Raw genomic sequence first — 18,819 nt, forward strand, 5'->3', positions numbered from 1 at the left:
CTCATCCAGCGTAGTTGCCGACGTTGATGCCGCGCTTGGCCAGCCACGGCACCGGGTCGATCCTTTCGCTGCCGCCCTGCAGCACCTCGAAATGCAGGTGTGGCCCGGTGGAATTGCCACGATTGCCCATGGTGGCGATCTGGTCACCGGCCATCACGCGCTCGCCGGCGCTGACGGTCGTCGTGTTGACGTGGCCGTAGAGCGTGACGGTGCCGTCGGCATGGCGCACCTTGACCAGCGCCCCATAGCCGGCAGCCGGCCCGGCCTCGATCACCACGCCGTCGGACACCGCATAGATCGGTGTGCCAATCGAATTGGCTAGGTCGATGCCGGCGTGCAGGACCCCCCAGCGGTAGCCGAAGTTCGACGTGAATATCCCGTGCGTGGGCATGACGTAGAGCGGCTGCTGCAGTCGGGCCTCGCGCTGGGCGCGATCGTTGGCGTACGCGACACCGTGGGCCAGTTCCGCGTTGTGCACGACGGTGTTCGCCGCCGGCTGGACCGCGATCACCTGGGCGCCGCGGGTGGCGTTGCTGCTCGACCCGCCGGTGAGCGCCGACGCGTTGGCGGTCAGCACGGCGTCGGTCTTGGGGACTTCGGCATGGCTGGTCGCGGTATGGGCCGCCGCGGCCGCCGCGCCGGCGGCCATCGCCGAGATCAGCAGCCGTCCCTTGGCCGCGCTCGTCGGCTCTTTGCGGTGCTGGCCACCCCGGCGCACCACGGAGATGACGTCGGTGATGTCCGATTGATAGGGGCGATGCACGTCGGTGTCGGGCTGGAATCGCACCGGGACCGGCACCGCCGCGGGAGCGGCAAGCAGGAGCGGGGCCAGGTCGTCCACGTCGTGCAGGTCGTCCAGCTCGGGGGCCAGCAGAACCTGGGCTTCGTTGTCGAACGTCGAGTCGTTGCTGAAGTCGAGGTCGTGCAGTTCGCCGCAATCGTCGGCGAATTCGAGGTTGTCGAAGTCGAACCCGTCGAGCGGAAGGATCTCGGTGACTTCGTTGCCGTGCGGCTCTGTCCAATGGGCTCCCGCTGCACGACTCACTCTCACAACGCCGGATGTTTCGGCAGCAGAACGAGTCAAACGGTGCTGGGACAAGCTGGAATGTCCTCGTATCGTGACCATAACGTTATCTGGACCTAAGGAAGGTATCGGTTTACGGACGGGGCTGGCAACCTCGGACTAAATTCCGGCCGGATATTGTGATCCGCATCACGTTTCGGGCTTCGCGCTGTCTCGTGAGCTGTGCCACATCGGTGGGATGCGGCGATGGCAACCGTTCGACGGGTGGATACAGTTCGTCCGTGCGTGTTGCCGGATGCGGCGCCGCCTACGTACAGGACTTGCAGTAAGCCGAGCGAAGACAGTGAGCCCATGGACCTTTTCGAGTATCAAGCCAAAGAATTATTCGCCAAGCACAACGTACCGAGTACGCCCGGCCGGGTGACCGACACCGCCGAGGGCGCTCAGGCTATCGCCGAGGAGATCGGCGCGCCGGTGATGGTCAAAGCGCAGGTCAAGATCGGCGGCCGGGGCAAGGCCGGTGGCGTCAAGTACGCCGCGACACCCCAAGACGCCTACGAACACGCCAAGAACATCCTCGGCCTGGACATCAAGGGGCACGTCGTCAAGAAGCTGTTGGTCGCCGAGGCCAGCGACATCGCCGAGGAGTACTACATCTCCTTCTTGCTCGACCGCGCCAACCGCACCTATCTGGCGATGTGCTCGGTCGAGGGCGGCATGGAGATCGAAGAAGTCGCCGCCACCAAGCCCGACCGGCTGGCCAAGGTCTCGGTCGACGCCGTCAAGGGCGTGGACCTGGCCACCGCGCGTTCCATCGCCGAGCAGGGCCACCTACCGGCCGAGGTGCTCGACGCCGCCGCGGTCACCATCTCCAAGCTGTGGGACCTCTTCGTCGGTGAGGACGCCACGCTGGTCGAGGTGAACCCGTTGGTGCGCACCCCCGACGACCGGATTCTGGCGCTGGACGGCAAGGTCACGCTGGACGCCAACGCCGACTTCCGACAGCCCGGCCACGTCGAGTTCGAGGACCGCGACGCCACCGACCCGCTGGAGCTCAAGGCCAAGGAGCACGACCTCAACTACGTCAAGCTCGACGGCGAGGTCGGCATCATCGGCAACGGCGCGGGCTTGGTGATGTCGACCCTCGACGTCGTCGCCTATGCCGGGGAAAAGCACGGCGGTGTCAAGCCGGCCAACTTCCTGGACATCGGCGGCGGCGCGTCGGCCGAGGTGATGGCAGCGGGCCTGGACGTGGTGCTGGGCGACAAGCAGGTCAAGAGCGTGTTCGTCAACGTGTTCGGCGGCATCACGGCCTGCGACGCCGTGGCGACCGGGATCGTGAAGGCCCTGGAAATCCTGGGCGACGAGGCCAACAAGCCCCTGGTGGTGCGGTTGGACGGCAACAACGTCGACGAAGGCCGGCGCATCCTCGCCGAGGCCAACCACCCGCTCGTGACGCTGGTGCCGACGATGGACGAGGCCGCCGACAAGGCCGCCGAGCTGGCGAGCGCCTGAAAGGAAGCATGACCCAATGGCTATATTTCTGACCGCCGAAAACAAGGTCGTCGTCCAGGGCATCACCGGCGCCGAGGCGACCAAGCACACCGCGCGCATGCTCAAGGCCGGCACGCACATCGTCGGCGGAGTCAACGCCCGCAAGGCCGGCACGACGGTCGCGCACAAGGACGTCAACGACAAGCCCGTCGAGCTGCCGGTGTTCGGCAGCGTCGTCGAGGCCATCGAGAAGACCGGCGCCGACGTCTCGATCGTCTTCGTCCCACCCGTGTACGCCAAGGACGCCATCATCGAGGCCATCGACGCCGAGATCCCGCTGCTGGTGGTCATCACCGAGGGAATCCCGGTGCAGGACAGCGCATATGCGTGGGCTTACAACCTGCACAAGGGTGGCAAGACCCGCATCATCGGCCCGAACTGCCCCGGCATCATCACCCCGGGCCAGGCGCTGGTGGGCATTACCCCGGCCAACATCACCGGGCCGGGCCCCGTCGGGCTGGTATCCAAGTCCGGCACGCTGACCTACCAAATGATGTACGAGCTACGCGATTTCGGCTTCTCCACATCCATCGGGATCGGCGGTGACCCGGTCATCGGCACCACCCACATCGACGCCATCGAGGCGTTCGAGAAGGATCCCGACACCAAGGTGATCGTGATGATCGGCGAGATCGGCGGCGACGCCGAGGAGCGCGCGGCCGACTACATCAAGGCGCACGTATCCAAGCCGGTCGTCGGCTACGTCGCGGGATTCACTGCGCCAGAAGGCAAGACAATGGGCCACGCGGGCGCGATCGTGTCCGGCTCGTCGGGCACCGCGGCCGCCAAGAAGGAAGCCCTGGAGGCGGCCGGGGTCAAGGTCGGCAAGACCCCCTCGGAGACGGCGGCGCTGGCCCGGGAGATTCTGCAGAGCCTGTAGCGACAGGTTTCGCACGTGACACTGGATCCGCGTACACCCGTCGTCGTCGGGGTCGGGCAGTCGGCGGAACGCATCGACGACGCCTACTACCGCGCGATGTCGGGCGTGGAATTGGCCGCCGCGGCGGCGCGCGCCGCACTGGACGACTGCGGCGCCGACGTCGCCAAGGTCGCGGCGACGATCGACACCGTCGCCGGCGTAAGGCAATTCGAGATCTCCGGGCCGGCCCAACCGCTGCTGGGCAAGTCGAACAACTATCCGCGCTCGGTGGCCAACCGGATCGGCGCGGACCCCGCCCGGGCCATCCTCGAGGTCGTCGGCGGTCAGGGCCCGCAGCACCTGATCACCGAGCTGGCCGGCGAGATCGCCGCCGGTCGCGCCGACGTCGCGCTGATTTTCGGCTCCGATGCCACGTCGACCACGCGCTATTTCGCCGGGGCAGACAACCGCCCGGACTTCTCCGAGACCGTCGACGGCTCACTCGAAGACCGGGGCTACGGCCTGGAGCGACTCGTCACGCGCTACACGGTGATCCACGGCCTGGTCGACGCGCCGACGCAGTATGCGTTGCTGGAGAATGCCCGTCGTGCCGAAACCGGGTTGGGCCCAACGGAATACCTGCGTCGGATGGGCGAGCTGTTCGCGCCGTTCACCAAGGTCGCCGCGGGCAATCCGTTTGCCGCCGCGCCGGTGGAACGCACCGTCGACGAGCTCATCACCGTGACCGAGAGCAACCGGATGATCTCGGATCCCTACCCGCGGTTGCTGGTCGCTCGCGATCAGGTCAACCAGGGCGCGGCCGCACTGGTGATGTCGGTCGAGTCCGCGCGGCGGCTGGGAGTGCGGGAAGACAACTGGGTGTACCTGCACGGCCACGCCGACCTGGAGGAACAGCCGCTGCTGGAACGCCCGGACCTCGGGCATGCGCCGTCGGCCGTCATGGCGGTGCGTGAGGCGCTGGACGTGGCCGGCATCGGTCTCGACGACGTTGCCACCTTCGACCTGTACAGCTGCTTTCCGGTGCCGGTCTTCAACATCTGCGACGGCATGGGCATCGCGCCCGACGATCCACGCGGACTGACCCTGACCGGTGGGCTGCCCTTCTTCGGTGGTGCCGGCAACAACTACTCGATGCACGGGGTCGCCGAGACGGTAGCCCGAATGCGAAGTGCGCCTGGGCAATTCGGCCTCGTCGGCGCCAACGGCGGCATCTTGAGCAAGTACTCGGTCGGCGTTTACTCCACCACGCCGACGGAATGGAAGCCGGATCGCAGCGCCGCGCTGCAGGCGCAGATCGGCAGCTCGCCCACGCGGGCGGTGACCGAGGCGGCCGACGGAGCCGCCACCATCGAGACCTACACCGTTCGGCGCGATTCCGGTCGGCTGACCGGAATCATCGTCGGCCGGCTGGACGCCGACGGCAGCCGATTCCTGTCGACCACCGAGGACGCCGAATTGATCGCACTGCTGACCGACGGCGACCCGTTGGGGAGTCCGGTTCGGGTGCGCTCGTTCGACTACGGCAACCGCTGCACGCTGAGCTGAGGGCTTCCGCGCAGCGCGACACATAAACCACGCACACGACACGCCGTAGACGGTCGCAGTGGTTTATATCTCGCGGTTTTCAGACGAGGGCGGCGAGCTTGCCGGCCAATCGCTCGACGTAGGCGGCGATTTCGTCGTCGGGACGGTCCGGAAGGCCGAACAGCACCTCGGTCACCCCGAGCTCGGCCCAGCGGGCCAGCTTCTCGGGCACCGGCTTGAAGTCCAGCGCGACGATCTGCGGGGCGCCGTCGCGACCGGCGGCCGCCCAGGTGTCCTGCAAAAGCTTCACCGGCTCGTCGATGTCGAAGTCGCGCGGGGTTGTGATCCATCCGTCGGCGCTGCGAGCGATCCACTTGAAGTTCTTCTCGGTGCCCGCGGCGCCCACCAGCACCGGAATGTGGGACTGCACCGGCTTGGGCCAGGCCCAGCTGGGACCGAACTTGACGAACTCGCCGTCGTACGCGGCTTCCTCTTCCGTCCACAGCGCGCGCATCGCTTCGATGTATTCGCGCAGCATGGTGCGGCGGCGCCCGGGGGGCACGTTGTGGTCGGCGAGTTCGTCGGTGTTCCAGCCGAAACCGACGCCGAGGCTAACCCGGCCACCGGACAGATGGTCGAGGGTGGCGATGCTTTTCGCCAGCGTGATCGGGTCGTGTTCGACGGGCAGCGCCACCGCCGTGGACAGCCGCACCCGCGAGGTGACCGCGCACGCAGCGCCCAAGCTGACCCATGGGTCTAGTGTGCGCATGTACCGATCGTCCGGCAGCGACGCGTCACCCGTCGTCGGGTGAGCCGCCTCGCGTTTGATCGGGATATGGGTGTGTTCTGGCACGTAGAACGTCTGAAAGCCGTGGTCGTCGGCAAGCTTGGCGGCCGCCGCCGGAGTGATGCCACGGTCGCTGGTGAAAAGCACAAGGCCGTAATCCATGCACAGAATTAGAACGTGTTCTACCTATGGTGGGCAAGCGGCGGTGAATCGGCGCTGCTCGCGCCGACAGGCCGGTGGCACCGGCACCGGTCCCGGAATGTGCGCTAGCGTGGTTGATCGATCGCGTCGCACCGCAAGCGCAGCAAGTCCCGGCAACTATGGCGCGCGCGCGAGCACAGCGTCGCACTGCAACGGTGGCGTGGCGCCGCTGAGGCAAAGACACTGGAAGCAACAGGAGGAGCCATGACCTACTCGCCCGGTAGTCCCGGATATCCACCAGCGCAACCCGGCGGCTCCTACCCAGGCGCCACACCGTCGTTCGCCAAGGACGAAAGCGGTGAAAGCAACCTTCCGCTTTACCTGAACATCGCGGTGGTGGTCCTCGGCCTGGGGGTGTACCTGCTGAACTTCGGGCCGACCTTCACGCTCGGCGCCGACCTCGGGCCGGGCGCCGGCGGACGCGCCGGTGACGCGGGCACCGCGGTCCTCGTCGCCGTGCTGGCCGCGTTGCTCGCCGGGCTGGGTCTGCTGCCCAAGGCAAAGAGCTACGCGGGCGTCGTCGGCGTAATCGCTTCACTGGGCGCACTACTCGCGATCGCCGAGACGATCAACACGCCGGCCGGATTCGCGATCGGCTGGGCGATGTGGCCCCTGGTGGCATGCAGCGTGTTCCAAGCGATCGCGGCCGTTGTGGTCATCCTTTTGGATGCGGGTGTTATCACCCCGCCGGCCCCGCGGCCCAAATACGACCCCTACGCGCAGTACGGCCAGTACGGGCAATACGGGTACGGCGGTCAGCAGCCCGGCGGGTATTACGGTCAGCCGGGCGCCCAGCAGCACGTTGCGCCGCAGTCGCACAACCCGCAGGCTTCCCCGTATGGGTCGCAGTACGGCGGTTATCAGCCGAGTCAGGCCCCAACCCAGAGCGCGGTCCCGACCAACCCGCCGAGCGGCGGATTCGGCGCCCAGCCGCAGGGGTCGTCCACGCCACCGACCGGCTTCCCCAGCTTCAGCCCGCCGCCGTCGGGCGCGCCGCACCAAGCCGGCGACCAGCAGCCTTCGGGCCAGGGACAGGAGCAGTCGCCTTCATCACCGGCTGGTCCGGCGCCGAGCTAACCGCGCGCCTACGCGCCTAGTCGGGCACGTTCGCCAAGAGTGAAAAGAGTGTCAGAAAGCGCGGACAACCGGGCGGCGGGCGCTCGTCAAGCGCGTGACCTCGTCAGGGTCGCGTTCGGCCCCGCCGTGGTGGCGTTGGGCATCATCGCCGCCGTCACGCTGCTGCAGTTGCTGATCGCCAACAGCGACATGACCGGAGCGCTGGGCGCCATCGCCAGCATGTGGCTCGGTGTGCACCAGGTGCCGATCTCCATCGGCGGCCGCGAACTGGGCGTCATGCCGCTGCTCCCCGTCATGTTGATGGTGTGGGCCACCGCGCGCAGCACGGCGCGGGCCACCGCCCCGTCCTCGTCGTGGCTCGTCGTCCGCTGGGTGTTCGCGTCGGCACTGGGCGGGCCGTTGCTGATGGCGGCGATCGCGCTGGCGGTGATCCACGACGCGTCGTCGGTGATCACCGAGTTGCAGACACCAAGCGCCCTGCGCGCTTTCGCCAGTGTGCTGGTGGTGCATGCCATCGGTGCCGCGATCGGTGTGTCGTCCCGGGTGGGCCGGCGGGCGCTGGGCGCTTCGCCGCTGCCCAATTGGTTGGCGGATTCGGCGCGGGCCGCGGCGGCGGGCGTGCTGGCGTTGGTCGGCCTCTCCGGCTTGGTGACGGCCGGGTCGCTGGTCGTGCACTGGGCGACGATGCAAGAGCTCTACGGGATCACCGACTCGATATTCGGCCAGTTCAGCCTCACGGTGCTGTCGGTGCTGTACGCGCCCAACGTCATCGTCGGCACCGCCGCGGTCGCGGTCGGGTCCAGCGCCCATCTGGGCTTCGCCACGTTCAGTTCCTTCACCGTGTTCGGCGGCGACATCCCCGCACTGCCGGTGCTGGCCGCCGCGCCCACGCCGCCCCTCGGCCCGGTGTGGGTGGCACTGCTCATCGTCGGCGCGGCGTCGGGAGTGGCTGTCGGGCAGCAATGCGCGCGGCGTCCGCTCCCACCGGTCCCGGCGATGGCCAAGCTCCTGGTCGCGTCGGTCGCCGGGGCGCTGGCAATGTCCTTGGTCGCCTACGGCGCGAGCGGTCGGTTGGGCAACTTCGGCGATGTCGGCGTGGACCAGGGCGCCCTGGTAGTCGGTGTGTTTTTCTGGTTCGCGGTCGTTGGCGGGGTCACGGTGGTGATGGCCGGGGGGATCCGGCGCCGGCCCAGGCGACCCAGGCGAGCCGAACCCGCCCCCGCGGCCGATGAACCCGCGGACTTCGCCGAGGTTTTCGACGAGTCGGACGTCGATGAGGCGGAAGTCGCGGAGCCGGACGTCGACGAGCCGGACCTCGCGGAGCCGGACGCCGACGGGCCCGCCGACAGGGAGCCGGACGTCGAGGAGCCGCCCCCGTCCGCGCCCGGCGAAGCCGAGCCCGATCCCAAGGACTGACCCAGTAGGCTCGCCGATGTGCAGCAACCGCTCCACGTGCCCCCGAGCGCACCGGCTCGGGTCGTGGTGCTCGCATCGGGGACCGGTTCGCTACTGAACTCGCTACTCGCCGCCGCGGTCGGCGACTATCCGGCTCGGGTGGTCGCCGTCGGCGCCGATCGCGACTGCCTGGCCCTGGAGATCGCGCAGGCGGCGTCCGTGCCGACCTTCACCGTCCGGCTCGGCGATCACCCGGACCGCGACGCCTGGGATGCCGCCATCACCGAGTCCGCCGCCGCGCACGCGCCGGATCTGATCGTGTCCGCCGGATTCATGAAACTACTTGGACCACAGTTTCTTTCGCGGTATCTCGGACGCATCCTCAATACCCATCCGGCGCTGCTGCCGGCGTTTCCCGGGGCGCACGCGGTGCCCGAAGCGCTGGCCTATGGCGTGCGCGTCACAGGCTGTACGGTGCACCTGGTGGACGCCGGCACCGACACCGGGCCGATATTGGCGCAGCAATCCGTTCCGGTGTTGGACGGCGACACCGAAGAGACACTGCACGAACGCATCAAGGTCACCGAACGGCAGCTGCTGGTCGACGTGGTGGCCGCGATCGCAACCCGCGGCGTGACCTGGATCGGACGAAAGGCGACCCTGGGATGAGCACAACATGAGTACCGACGACTCAAGAAGGCCGATTCGCCGCGCGCTGATCAGCGTCTACGACAAGACCGGGTTGGTCGAGCTGGCCCGGGGGCTGAGCGCGGCCGGCGTCGAAATCGTCTCGACCGGATCAACGGCCAAAACCATTGCCGGCGAAGGGATCCCGGTGACGCCCGTCGAGGAACTGACCGGCTTCCCCGAGGTGCTCGACGGCCGGGTCAAGACGCTGCACCCGCGGGTGCACGCCGGCCTGCTGGCCGACCTACGCAAACCCGAACACGCCGCGGCGCTCGAGCAGCTCGGCATCGCAGCCTTCGAACTGGTGGTCGTCAACCTGTATCCGTTCAGCCAGACCGTCGACTCCGGTGCCGGCATCGATGAATGCATCGAACAGATCGACATCGGCGGGCCCTCGATGGTCCGAGCAGCCGCGAAAAACCATCCCAGCGTGGCCGTTGTCACCGACCCGCTCGGGTATGACGGAGTGCTCGCCGCGGTGCGCAACGGAGGATTCAGCCTCTCCGAGCGCAAAAAGCTGGCGTCGCTGGCGTTTCAGCACACCGCGGAGTACGACATCGCCGTCGCGAGCTGGATGGAGTCGACGCTGGCGCCCGAACATCCGCCGACGGCGTTTCCCGAGTGGTTCGCTCGCGGCTGGCGCCGTTCGGCGATGCTGCGCTACGGCGAGAACCCCCACCAACAGGCGGCGCTCTACAGCGACCCCGGCGCTTGGCCGGGTCTGGCGCAGGCGGAGCAGCTGCACGGAAAAGAGATGTCCTACAACAACTTCACCGACGCCGACGCGGCGTGGCGGGCGGCCTTCGACCACGAACAGACGTGTGTGGCAATCATCAAGCACGCCAACCCATGTGGGATCGCGATCTCGTCGGTGTCGGTCGCGGATGCGCATCGCAAGGCGCATGAGTGTGATCCGCTGAGCGCGTTCGGGGGAGTTATTGCGTCGAACTCCGAAGTCAGCGTCGAGATGGCGGAATACGTGAGCACCATCTTCACCGAGGTGATCGTCGCGCCCGCGTACGCGCCGGGCGCACTCGACGTGCTGACGCGTAAGAAGAACATCCGGGTGCTGGTGGCTTCCGAGCCGCTGACCGGGGGGACCGAGCTGCGACCCGTCAGCGGGGGGCTGCTGATGCAGCAGCGCGACGAGCTGGACGCACACGGTGACAATCCCGCGAACTGGAGCCTGGCGACCGGCTCACCGGCCGACCCGGAGACGTTGACGGACTTGGTCTTTGCGTGGCGCACCTGCCGCGCGGTCAAGTCGAACGCGATCGTGATCGCGGCGGACGGCGCCACGATCGGCGTCGGGATGGGTCAAGTGAATCGGGTCGACGCGGCCCGGCTAGCCGTCGCCCGCGGCGGCGATCGGGTCCGCGGTGCGGTCGCGGCATCCGACGCTTTCTTTCCGTTCCCCGACGGGCTCGAGACGCTGGCCGCCGCTGGGGTCAGGGCGATAGTGCATCCGGGGGGATCGGTGCGCGACGACGAGGTGACCGAGGCCGCCGCCAAGGTCGGCGTCACCGTGTACCTCACCGGCGCGCGTCACTTCGCGCACTGAACTCGCGCTGTGATGCGGGTGGCCAACGCGTAACTTGGAGAGGTGGCATCACCGAGTAACCTGCCCCGCACGGTCGGCGAACTGCGTGCAACCGGCCATCGTGAACGCGGAGTCAAGCAGGAAATCCGAGAGAATCTGCTGACCGCATTGGCCGAGGGCGATGAGGTCTGGCCAGGCATCCTGGGTTTCGACGACACCGTCTTGCCGCAGGTGGAGCGGGCGCTGATCGCCGGCCACGACTTCGTCCTGCTGGGCGAACGCGGCCAGGGCAAAACCCGGTTGTTGCGGGCCCTGGCCGGGCTGCTCGACGAGTGGACGCCGGTGATCGGCGGGGCCGAATTGGGTGAGCATCCCTACACGCCGATCACGCCCGAGTCGATCCGGCGGGCCGCCACGCTCGGCGAGGACCTGCCGGTGGCCTGGAAGCACCGCAGCGAGCGCTATACAGAGAAGCTCGCTACGCCCGATACCAGCGTGGCCGACCTGGTCGGTGACATCGACCCGATCAAGGTGGCCGAGGGACGCAGCCTCGGTGACCCGGAGACCATCGCCTACGGGCTGATCCCGCGGGCCCACCGCGGCATCGTGGCGGTCAACGAACTGCCCGATCTCGCCGAGCGCATCCAGGTGTCGATGCTCAACGTCATGGAGGAGCGCGACATCCAGGTCCGCGGCTACACGCTGCGCCTGCCGCTGGACGTATTGGTGGTGGCCAGCGCGAACCCCGAGGACTACACCAACCGGGGCCGCATCATCACCCCGCTCAAGGACCGCTTCGGCGCCGAGATCCGGACGCATTACCCGCTGGAGCTCGAGGCCGAGATGGGCGTGATCACCCAGGAGGCGCACCTGAGCGCGCAGGTCCCCGACTATCTGGTGCAGGTGATGGCCCGTTTCGCCCGCTACCTGCGCGAGTCGAGTTCGGTCGATCAGCGTTCGGGGGTGTCTGCGCGATTCGCGATCGCGGCGGCCGAGACCGTCGCGGCCGCCGCCCGGCACCGCGGAGCGGTGCTGGGGGAGACCGATCCCGTGGCCCGCGTGGTCGACCTGGGCACGGTGATCGACGTGCTGCGCGGCAAGCTGGAATTCGAGTCCGGCGAGGAAGGCCGCGAACAGGCGGTGCTCGAACACCTGTTGCGCCGCGCGACCGCCGATACCGCGTCGCGAGTCCTCGGCGGCATCGACGTCGGCTCGCTGGTGGCCGCGGTCGAGGCCGGTTCGGCGGTGACGACGGGCGAGCGGGTGTCGGCCAAGGACGTGCTGGCCGCGGTGCCGGGGCTGCCGGTCGTCGACAAGATCGCGAAAAAGCTGGGCGCCGAATCCGAAGGCGAGCGCGCCGCGGCACTTGAACTCGCGCTGGAGGCGCTGTACCTGGCCAAGCGGATCGACAAGGTGTCCGGGGAGGGCCAAACCGTTTATGGCTGAAGCTTTTAAGGGCCACTCGCTACGATACTCGGCGTACACCGGCGGGCCGGACCCGCTGGCCCCGCCGGTGGACCTGCGCGAGGCGCTCGAGCAGATCGGGCAGGACGTCATGGCCGGCACGTCGCCGCGCCGCGCGCTGTCCGAGCTGCTTCGCCGCGGCACCAAGAACATGCCCGGCGCCGACCGGCTCGCGGCCGAGGCCAACCGGAGACGACGGGACTTGTTGCGCCGCAACAACTTGGACGGCACCCTACAAGAGATCAAAAAGCTACTCGACGAGGCCGTGCTGGCCGAACGCAAGGAGCTGGCCCGCGCGCTCGACGACGACGCCCGCTTCGGCGAACTGCAGCTGGACTCGCTTCCGGCCTCGCCAGCCAAAGCCGTTCAGGAGCTTTCCGACTACAACTGGCGTAGTGCCGAGGCGCGCGAAAAGTACGAGCAGATCAAGGATTTGCTTGGCCGCGAGATGCTGGACCAGCGCTTCGCGGGCATGAAACAGGCGCTGGAGGGCGCCACCGAAGAGGACCGCCAGCGCGTCACCGAGATGCTGGATGACCTCAACGATCTGCTGGACAAGCACGCCCGCGGCGAGGACACGCAACAGGACTTCGACGACTTCATGGACAAGCACGGCGAGTTCTTCCCGGAGAACCCGCGCAATGTCGAGGAGCTGCTGGACTCGCTGGCCAAGCGCGCCGCCGCCGCTCAGCGTTTCCGCAACAGCCTGAGCGCCGAGCAGCGAGCCGAGCTGGATGCCTTGGCGCAGCAGGCATTTGGCTCACCGTCCTTGATGAACGCGCTGAATCGGCTCGATGGGCATCTGCAGGCCGCTCGGCCGGGGGAGGACTGGACCGGCTCCGAGCAGTTCTCCGGTGACAACCCGTTCGGCATGGGCGAGGGGACACAGGCACTGTCCGACATCGCCGAGCTGGAGCAGCTGGCCGAGCAGCTCTCGCAGAGCTATCCGGGCGCCACGATGGATGACGTCGATCTCGACGCGCTGGCCCGTCAGCTTGGCGACGACGCCGCCGTCGACGCCCGAACGCTGGCCGAATTGGAACGCGCGTTGGTGAACCAGGGCTTCCTGGATCGTGGCTCCGACGGGCAGTGGCGGCTTTCCCCTAAGGCCATGCGCAGACTCGGCGAGACGGCGTTACGCGATGTGGCGCAACAGCTTTCCGGTCGACACGGTGAGCGTGACCATCGTCGGGCGGGGGCCGCTGGAGAGCTGACCGGCGCGACCAGGCCCTGGCAATTCGGAGACACCGAGCCGTGGAACATCTCGCGCACGCTCACCAACGCGGTGCTGCGGCAGGCGGGAACCGCGACCCTGCAGGACGGGGCCGGACCGATCCGGATAACCGTCGACGACGTCGAGGTCTCCGAGACCGAAACGCGCACGCAGGCGGCGGTGGCGCTGTTGGTGGACACCTCGTTTTCGATGGTGATGGAGAATCGCTGGCTGCCGATGAAGCAGACGGCGCTTGCGCTGAATCATCTGGTATGCACGCGGTTTCGGTCGGATGCGTTGCAGATCATCGCGTTTGGCCGCTATGCCCGGACCGTGACCGCGGCGGAACTAACCGGCCTGGAAGGCGTCTACGAGCAGGGCACCAATCTGCATCACGCACTCGCGCTGGCGGGCCGTCACCTACGGCGGCACCCCAACGCGCAGCCCGTCGTGTTGGTGGTGACCGACGGCGAGCCGACCGCACATCTGGAGGACTTCGACGGTGAGGGGTCTTCCGCGGTGTTTTTCGATTATCCGCCGCATCCGCGGACCATCGCCCACACCGTTCGCGGATTCGACGAGATGGCCCGGCTCGGCGCGCAAGTCACGATCTTCCGGCTCGGCAGCGACCCCGGCCTGGCCCGGTTTATCGACCAGGTCGCGCGGCGGGTCGAGGGACGCGTCGTGGTGCCCGATCTCGACGGGCTGGGCGCGGCCGTGGTGGGCGACTACCTGCGATCGCGGCGCCGTCGCTAGCGCTGGCTTCTTGACTATCCGCGGGACCGGCGGGCCTTGCGCTTGATGCCCACGCCGCCCCAGAACGAGAAGCCGCGGATGTTCACCTTCGGCGCGCCGGGCGTGCCCTGGCCCAGCACGGCGCGGTCGAAGCCACCCATCACACCGCGTCCGTGAATTTCGACGTTGACTTCGGGGGGCAGCACGATGTTCTGCATGCCCATGATCGAGATCGCATGAATCTCGACTTCGGTGGAGGTGAAATCGGCGTAGCGCAAATCCACCACCCCGTTGCCCCAGAAGGTGAACGTGGTCAGCTTCTTCGGGACGTTCCATCGGCCACGACGCTCGAATCCGCTCATCAGCGCCAGCAGCAGGGTGGACGGCGCCGGATTGAGCTTGCTGCCCCGGCGCGGGATCATCGTCGAACCCGGCAGGTCGGCCCGCAGCTGGTCCAGCTCCTCGTAGGTGGTTGCCGCGTATGCCCTGGTCAGCCGGTCTTCGTAGTCCTTGAGCTGCAGGCGGCCCTGTTCGGCGGCGTAGGCGAGCAACTGCGCGATCTGGATGCGATCGGTGTCGCCCGCCCGCGACGATTCGCCGCGTGTGTCGTTTGCGTCGCGTTGCGCTGGGTTGCTCATCATCCACGAGCGTACGACGTAGAAGTTTTGCTGCAAGTGGGTTGGCTAAACTGCAATCTTCCGCCGCGGCCGCGCTCGATCGTCGGGCCGTTTTTGCCGCGACGGCGGGGTAGTTAGACGTTTGCCCAACGAGGCGGACGTTTCTGCAGGAACGCGAGCATCCCTTCGCGGGCTTCGTCGGAGACGAACAGCCGCGCCGACTCCTCGCTGAGCCGCTCAGCGTCGCGATCGAACCCTTCCAGCACGGCGGCGGTGGTCAACGCTTTCGATGCCGCAAGGCCCTGTGGAGAACCGCGGCTCACGTCGGCGACCACCTTCGCTACCGCCGCGTCGACATCATCGGCCGCCATGGTGATCAAACCGATCTCCGCGGCCTCGCCGGCGTCGAACGTCTCGCCCGTCAGGTAGTAGCGGGCGGCGGCCCGCGACGACATCTTCGGCAGCAGCGTCAGCGAGATAATCGCCGGCGCCACGCCGATGCGTGCCTCGGTCAGCGCGAAGGTGCTGCGCGGACCCGCGACCGCGATGTCACACGCACCGACGAGCCCGAACCCGCCGGCACGGACGTGCCCGTTGATCGCGGCGATCACCGGCAGTGGCGATTCGACGATGGCGCGCAAGAGCGCGGTCAATTCCCGGGCCCGGGCCGCGGCCATGTCGAATGCCGATGGTGGCGACCCGCTTCGCCCGGCTGCGCCGCCCTCGCGATCGCCACGGGGGTCGCCGCCACCGGCCTCGCTCAGGTCGGCACCCGCGCAAAAGGTGCCGCCGGTGTGTCCGAGCACCACTGCCCGCACAGCGGGGTCCGCTTCGGCGTCGCGCAGCCCCTTATGCAGCTGGCTGACGAGCGCGGTCGACAGCGCGTTTCGGTTGTGCGGTGAGTTCAGCGTCAGCCGGGCGAACGGGCCGCCCGCCTGGGCCGGGCCGGCGTATTCGACGAGTGTGTCCATCAGTAGGACCGGGGCAGGCCCAGCGATGTTTGCGCGACGAAGTTCAAGACCATCTCGCGACTGATCGGGGCGATCCGGCCCAGCCGGGCGGATGTCAGCATCGCGGCGACGCCGTACTCCTGCGTCAGCCCGTTGCCGCCCATCGACTGCACCGCCTGGTCGACCGAGCGCGTGGCCGCCTCGGCCGCAGCGTATTTGGCCATATTGGCTGCCTCGGCCGCGCCCATGTCGTCGCCGCTGTCGTAGAGCGTTGCCGCCTTCTGCATCATCAGCTTGGCCAGCTGGACCTCAATGTGGCACTGCGCCAACGGATGTGACAGGCCCTGGTGCGCGCCGATCGGGGTGGACCAGACCTGCCGGGTCTTGACGTAGTCGACGGCCTTCTCCAGCGCGAACCGTCCCATGCCCACCGAGCTGGCGGCACCCATGATCCGTTCGGGGTTCAGGCCCGCGAAAAGCTGTGCGATGGCTGCGTCCTCGGCCCCGACGAGCGCATCCGACGGCAGCCGGACGTCGTCGAGGAAGACCTGGAACTGCCGTTCCGGGCTGATCAGCTCCATGTCGATGGGGGTATAGGTCAAGCCCGGAGCATCGGTGGGCACCACGAACAGCGCCGGACGCAGCTTGCCGGTCTTGGCCTCCTCGGTGCGGGCCACCACCAGCACCGCCTGCGCTTGGTCGATGCCGGAGATGAAGACCTTCTGGCCCTTGAGAATCCAGTCGCTGCCGTCGCGACGGGCGGTGGTGATGATCTTGTGCGAGTTGGATCCGGCGTCGGGTTCGGTGATGGCGAAGGCCATCGTCAACGAGCCGTCCGCGATGGCGGGAATCCAGCGCTTCTTCTGCTCCTCGGTACCGAACTTGCTGATGATCGTGCCGTTGATGGCTGGCGACACCACCATCAGCAGCAGTGCGCTGCCCGCGGCGGCCATCTCCTCCATCACCAGCGACAGTTCGTACATACCGGCGCCGCCACCGCCGTACTCCTCGGGCAGGTTCACCCCGAGAAAGCCGAGTTTGCCTGCTTCGGACCATAACTCGTCGGTGTGCTCGTGAGCGCGCGCCTTCTTCAGGTAGTACTCGGCGCCGTAGCCAGATGCCCACGCGGCCACCGACTTGCGCAGCGCCTGGCGCTCCTCGCTCTCGATGAAGCTGGTATCGGTCATTTCGGATCTCCTTCTTGCAACGGCGCCTCCACTCGCGCGAGGACTGCGCCGACTTCGACTTGCTGACCGGCCGTGACGTCGAGCTGGGTGAGCACGCCGTCGGTCGGTGCGGTGATGGTGTGCTCCATCTTCATTGCCTCCAGCCAGATCAGCGGCTGACCCGCGGTGACGGCGTCGCCGACCGCGGCACCGAGTCGGATGACGTTGCCGGGCATCGGCGCCACCAGGGATCCCTGCTCGACGGCCGAGCCGGGTTCGGGGAACCGGGGCAGCGCCAGCAGGTGAACGGGTCCGCGGGCCGAATCGACATAGACGTCGTGGCCATAGCGCGCGACCGCGAAACTGCAGGCCACACCCGCCGCGTCGGACAGCACCACCTCATCGTGGGTCGCCGAGACCAATCCCACGGCCTCGTCTCCCGCGAGCACCAATCCGCTTCTGGTGAACCGATATTCGACCCGGTGCTCGGTGTCGGCGTCGTCGCGGTAGCTCTTGACCTGGAAGCCGGACGCCAGATTGCGCCAGCCGCTCGGAATCGACGCGAACACATCGGCCGTCGCGCGATTGTGCGCGGCGTCGGCGAGCGCGGCGGCGATTACCGACAACCGGACCGTCGCGTCGTCGGCCAACGGGGCGGACAGCTCGGCCAGGCCGTGCGTGTCGAAAAACGCCGTATCGGTGGCGCCGTCGAGAAACGCCGGATGGCGAAGCACGTTCACCAGCAGCTCGCGATTGGTGCGCAGGCCGTGCAGGCGGGCGCGGGCCAGCGCGTCGGCGAGCACCAACGCGGACTGCCGGCGCGTCGGCGCGTACGAGATGACTTTGGCCAGCATCGGGTCGTAGTAGATCGACACCGTCGAGCCGGCGACGATGCCGGAGTCCAGCCGAATCCCGGTTCGCCGTCCCAGCGAGCCGAACTCGGTTGCGACCGAGGGCACGTCGATCGCATGCACCTCGCCGGCCTGCGGCTGCCAGCCGTGCGCGGGATCCTCGGCGTAGAGCCGGGCCTCGATCGAATATCCTTCGCCGGCTGGGGGTTCGGCGTCGAGGCGATCGCCGTCGGCGACCGCGAGCTGCAGCTCGACGAGATCGAGCCCGGTGGTTTCTTCGGTGACCGGGTGCTCGACCTGCAGCCGGGTGTTCATCTCCAGGAAGTAGAACTCGCCCTCGTCGTCGGCGAGGAACTCCACCGTCCCGGCGCCCGTGTAACCGATGGCGCCGGCCGCCAGCCGGGCCGCGTCGAACAGCTTGGCGCGCATGCCCGGCGTGCGCTCGACCAATGGCGACGGTGCCTCTTCGATGATCTTCTGGTGACGGCGCTGGATCGAGCACTCCCGTTCCCCGACGGCCCAGACGGTGCCGTAAGTGTCGGCGATGACCTGAACCTCCACGTGGTGCCCGGTGGGCAGGTAGCGCTCGCAGAAGACGGTGGGGTCGCCGAACGCGGATTGTGCCTCGCGCTGCGCCGCGGCGACTTCGCCTGGCAGCGACGATAATTCGCGAACCACCCGCATGCCGCGGCCGCCGCCGCCCGCGGACGCTTTGACCAGCACCGGCAGCTGGTCCTCGGTGACGGTGTCGGGATCGAGCTCGTCGAGCACCGGGACGCCGGCAGCGGCCATCAGCTTCTTCGCCTCGATCTTGGAGCCCATCGCGCGCACCGCGTCCACCGGCGGCCCGACCCAAGTCAGGCCGGCCTCCTGCACCGCGGCCGCGAATTCGGCGTTCTCGGAAAGGAATCCGTAGCCAGGGTGTACGGCGTCGGCGCCGGCGGCGCGGGCCGCGGCGATGATGGCATCGGCATTCAGGTAGTCGTTGGTCTTGGGCAGCCGTACCCGCGCGTCGGCCTCGGCGACGTGCGGGGCGGCCGCGTCGGGGTCGGTGAAGACGGCGACGGTGCCCAGGCCGAGCCGCCGGCAGGTGGCGAAGACCCGACGGGCGATCTCGCCGCGGTTGGCAACCAGCACTCGAGTGATTCCCATGA

The 18,819-nt window shown here is 68.1% G+C and carries 15 protein-coding genes; 9 read left to right on the forward strand and 6 right to left on the reverse strand.

The annotated features are described in order from the left end of the window. Nucleotide 1: 1 nt before the first annotated feature. The gene (locus ACQI5H_RS15670) at nt 2-1,051 is read right to left on the reverse strand and encodes a M23 family metallopeptidase (protein ID WP_427080266.1); all 1,050 of its coding nucleotides are present in this window, start codon (nt 1,049-1,051) and stop codon (nt 2-4) included. 324 nt (nt 1,052-1,375) lie between these two features. Here ACQI5H_RS15670 and sucC point away from each other — a divergent pair, with 324 nt between their 5' ends. Genes sucC through ACQI5H_RS15685 form a run of 3 tightly spaced genes read left to right on the forward strand, consistent with a single transcriptional unit; the run spans nt 1,376 to nt 5,003 of the window. Further along, on the forward strand, nt 1,376-2,539 hold the full coding sequence (gene sucC / locus ACQI5H_RS15675) for an ADP-forming succinate--CoA ligase subunit beta (RefSeq protein ID WP_427080267.1): 1,164 nt from the start codon (nt 1,376-1,378) through the stop codon (nt 2,537-2,539). Between the two features lie 16 nt (nt 2,540-2,555). After that, nucleotides 2,556-3,458, forward strand: coding sequence for a succinate--CoA ligase subunit alpha (gene sucD, locus ACQI5H_RS15680; RefSeq protein ID WP_076128936.1), 903 nt, complete (start codon nt 2,556-2,558; stop codon nt 3,456-3,458). Between the two features lie 15 nt (nt 3,459-3,473). After that, nucleotides 3,474-5,003: an acetyl-CoA acetyltransferase gene (locus tag ACQI5H_RS15685; protein WP_427080268.1), complete on the forward strand. Its 1,530-nt coding sequence runs from the start codon at nt 3,474-3,476 to the stop codon at nt 5,001-5,003. Between the two features lie 79 nt (nt 5,004-5,082). Here the strand turns inward: ACQI5H_RS15685 and ACQI5H_RS15690 are convergent, their stop codons facing one another. Further along, on the reverse strand, nt 5,083-5,931 hold the full coding sequence (locus ACQI5H_RS15690; RefSeq protein WP_427080269.1) for an LLM class F420-dependent oxidoreductase: 849 nt from the start codon (nt 5,929-5,931) through the stop codon (nt 5,083-5,085). A gap of 243 nt (nt 5,932-6,174) precedes the next feature. On the opposite strand from ACQI5H_RS15690, the gene ACQI5H_RS15695 reads away from it, so the two are divergent. The 6 genes from ACQI5H_RS15695 to ACQI5H_RS15720 are packed head-to-tail and all read left to right on the forward strand — an operon-like array spanning nt 6,175 to nt 14,102. Continuing rightward, entirely contained in the window at nt 6,175-7,047 is an 873-nt protein-coding gene (locus tag ACQI5H_RS15695; RefSeq protein ID WP_427080270.1) for a DUF5336 domain-containing protein, read from the forward strand. A 39-nt stretch (nt 7,048-7,086) separates the two neighbouring features. Continuing rightward, complete coding sequence (locus tag ACQI5H_RS15700; RefSeq protein ID WP_427080271.1) at nt 7,087-8,463, forward strand: DUF6350 family protein; 1,377 nt, start codon at nt 7,087-7,089, stop codon at nt 8,461-8,463. Nucleotides 8,464-8,481: 18 nt separating this feature from the next. Beyond that, the gene (gene purN / locus ACQI5H_RS15705) at nt 8,482-9,111 is read left to right on the forward strand and encodes a phosphoribosylglycinamide formyltransferase (RefSeq protein ID WP_427080272.1); all 630 of its coding nucleotides are present in this window, start codon (nt 8,482-8,484) and stop codon (nt 9,109-9,111) included. 7 nt (nt 9,112-9,118) lie between these two features. Then, a complete protein-coding gene (gene purH / locus ACQI5H_RS15710; RefSeq protein WP_427080273.1) occupies nt 9,119-10,690 on the forward strand; it encodes a bifunctional phosphoribosylaminoimidazolecarboxamide formyltransferase/IMP cyclohydrolase in 1,572 nt (523 codons plus the stop codon). Between the two features lie 42 nt (nt 10,691-10,732). Further along, on the forward strand, nt 10,733-12,115 hold the full coding sequence (locus ACQI5H_RS15715) for a sigma 54-interacting transcriptional regulator (RefSeq protein ID WP_427080274.1): 1,383 nt from the start codon (nt 10,733-10,735) through the stop codon (nt 12,113-12,115). Then, entirely contained in the window at nt 12,108-14,102 is a 1,995-nt protein-coding gene (locus tag ACQI5H_RS15720; protein ID WP_427080275.1) for a vWA domain-containing protein, read from the forward strand. The genes ACQI5H_RS15715 and ACQI5H_RS15720 overlap by 8 nt, the downstream gene beginning before the upstream one ends. A 14-nt stretch (nt 14,103-14,116) precedes the next feature. Here ACQI5H_RS15720 and ACQI5H_RS15725 read toward each other — a convergent pair whose 3' ends face one another. The 4 genes from ACQI5H_RS15725 to ACQI5H_RS15740 form a co-directional block, all read right to left on the reverse strand. Further along, on the reverse strand, nt 14,117-14,719 hold the full coding sequence (locus ACQI5H_RS15725) for a DUF1707 SHOCT-like domain-containing protein (RefSeq protein ID WP_427080276.1): 603 nt from the start codon (nt 14,717-14,719) through the stop codon (nt 14,117-14,119). Between the two features lie 113 nt (nt 14,720-14,832). Further along, on the reverse strand, nt 14,833-15,669 hold the full coding sequence (locus tag ACQI5H_RS15730; RefSeq protein ID WP_427080277.1) for an enoyl-CoA hydratase family protein: 837 nt from the start codon (nt 15,667-15,669) through the stop codon (nt 14,833-14,835). Further along, complete coding sequence (locus ACQI5H_RS15735) at nt 15,669-16,835, reverse strand: acyl-CoA dehydrogenase family protein (protein WP_427080278.1); 1,167 nt, start codon at nt 16,833-16,835, stop codon at nt 15,669-15,671. Before ACQI5H_RS15735 ends, ACQI5H_RS15730 begins: the two co-directional genes overlap by 1 nt. Beyond that, nucleotides 16,832-18,817, reverse strand: a complete 1,986-nt coding sequence (locus ACQI5H_RS15740) for an acetyl/propionyl/methylcrotonyl-CoA carboxylase subunit alpha (RefSeq protein ID WP_427080279.1) — start codon at nt 18,815-18,817, stop codon at nt 16,832-16,834. The genes ACQI5H_RS15735 and ACQI5H_RS15740 overlap by 4 nt, the downstream gene beginning before the upstream one ends. Nucleotides 18,818-18,819 lie beyond the last annotated feature (2 nt).

Source organism: Mycobacterium heidelbergense, assembly GCF_050205645.1.
In the GTDB taxonomy this organism is placed as follows: Bacteria; Actinomycetota; Actinomycetes; order Mycobacteriales; family Mycobacteriaceae; genus Mycobacterium; species Mycobacterium heidelbergense_A.

Bases quoted from the DNA above. Each gene is read 5' to 3' on its own strand.
- sucC (WP_427080267.1), top strand. From the start codon at position 1,376: ATGGACCTTTTCGAGTATCAAGCCAAAGAATTATTCGCCAAGCACAAC.
- sucD (WP_076128936.1), top strand. From the start codon at position 2,556: ATGGCTATATTTCTGACCGCCGAAAACAAGGTCGTCGTCCAGGGCATC.
- ACQI5H_RS15690 (WP_427080269.1), bottom strand. From the start codon at position 5,931: ATGGATTACGGCCTTGTGCTTTTCACCAGCGACCGTGGCATCACTCCG.
- ACQI5H_RS15695 (WP_427080270.1), top strand. From the start codon at position 6,175: ATGACCTACTCGCCCGGTAGTCCCGGATATCCACCAGCGCAACCCGGC.
- purH (WP_427080273.1), top strand. From the start codon at position 9,119: ATGAGTACCGACGACTCAAGAAGGCCGATTCGCCGCGCGCTGATCAGC.
- ACQI5H_RS15720 (WP_427080275.1), top strand. From the start codon at position 12,108: ATGGCTGAAGCTTTTAAGGGCCACTCGCTACGATACTCGGCGTACACC.
- ACQI5H_RS15725 (WP_427080276.1), bottom strand. From the start codon at position 14,719: ATGAGCAACCCAGCGCAACGCGACGCAAACGACACACGCGGCGAATCG.
- ACQI5H_RS15730 (WP_427080277.1), bottom strand. From the start codon at position 15,669: ATGGACACACTCGTCGAATACGCCGGCCCGGCCCAGGCGGGCGGCCCG.
- ACQI5H_RS15735 (WP_427080278.1), bottom strand. From the start codon at position 16,835: ATGACCGATACCAGCTTCATCGAGAGCGAGGAGCGCCAGGCGCTGCGC.
- ACQI5H_RS15740 (WP_427080279.1), bottom strand. From the start codon at position 18,817: ATGGGAATCACTCGAGTGCTGGTTGCCAACCGCGGCGAGATCGCCCGT.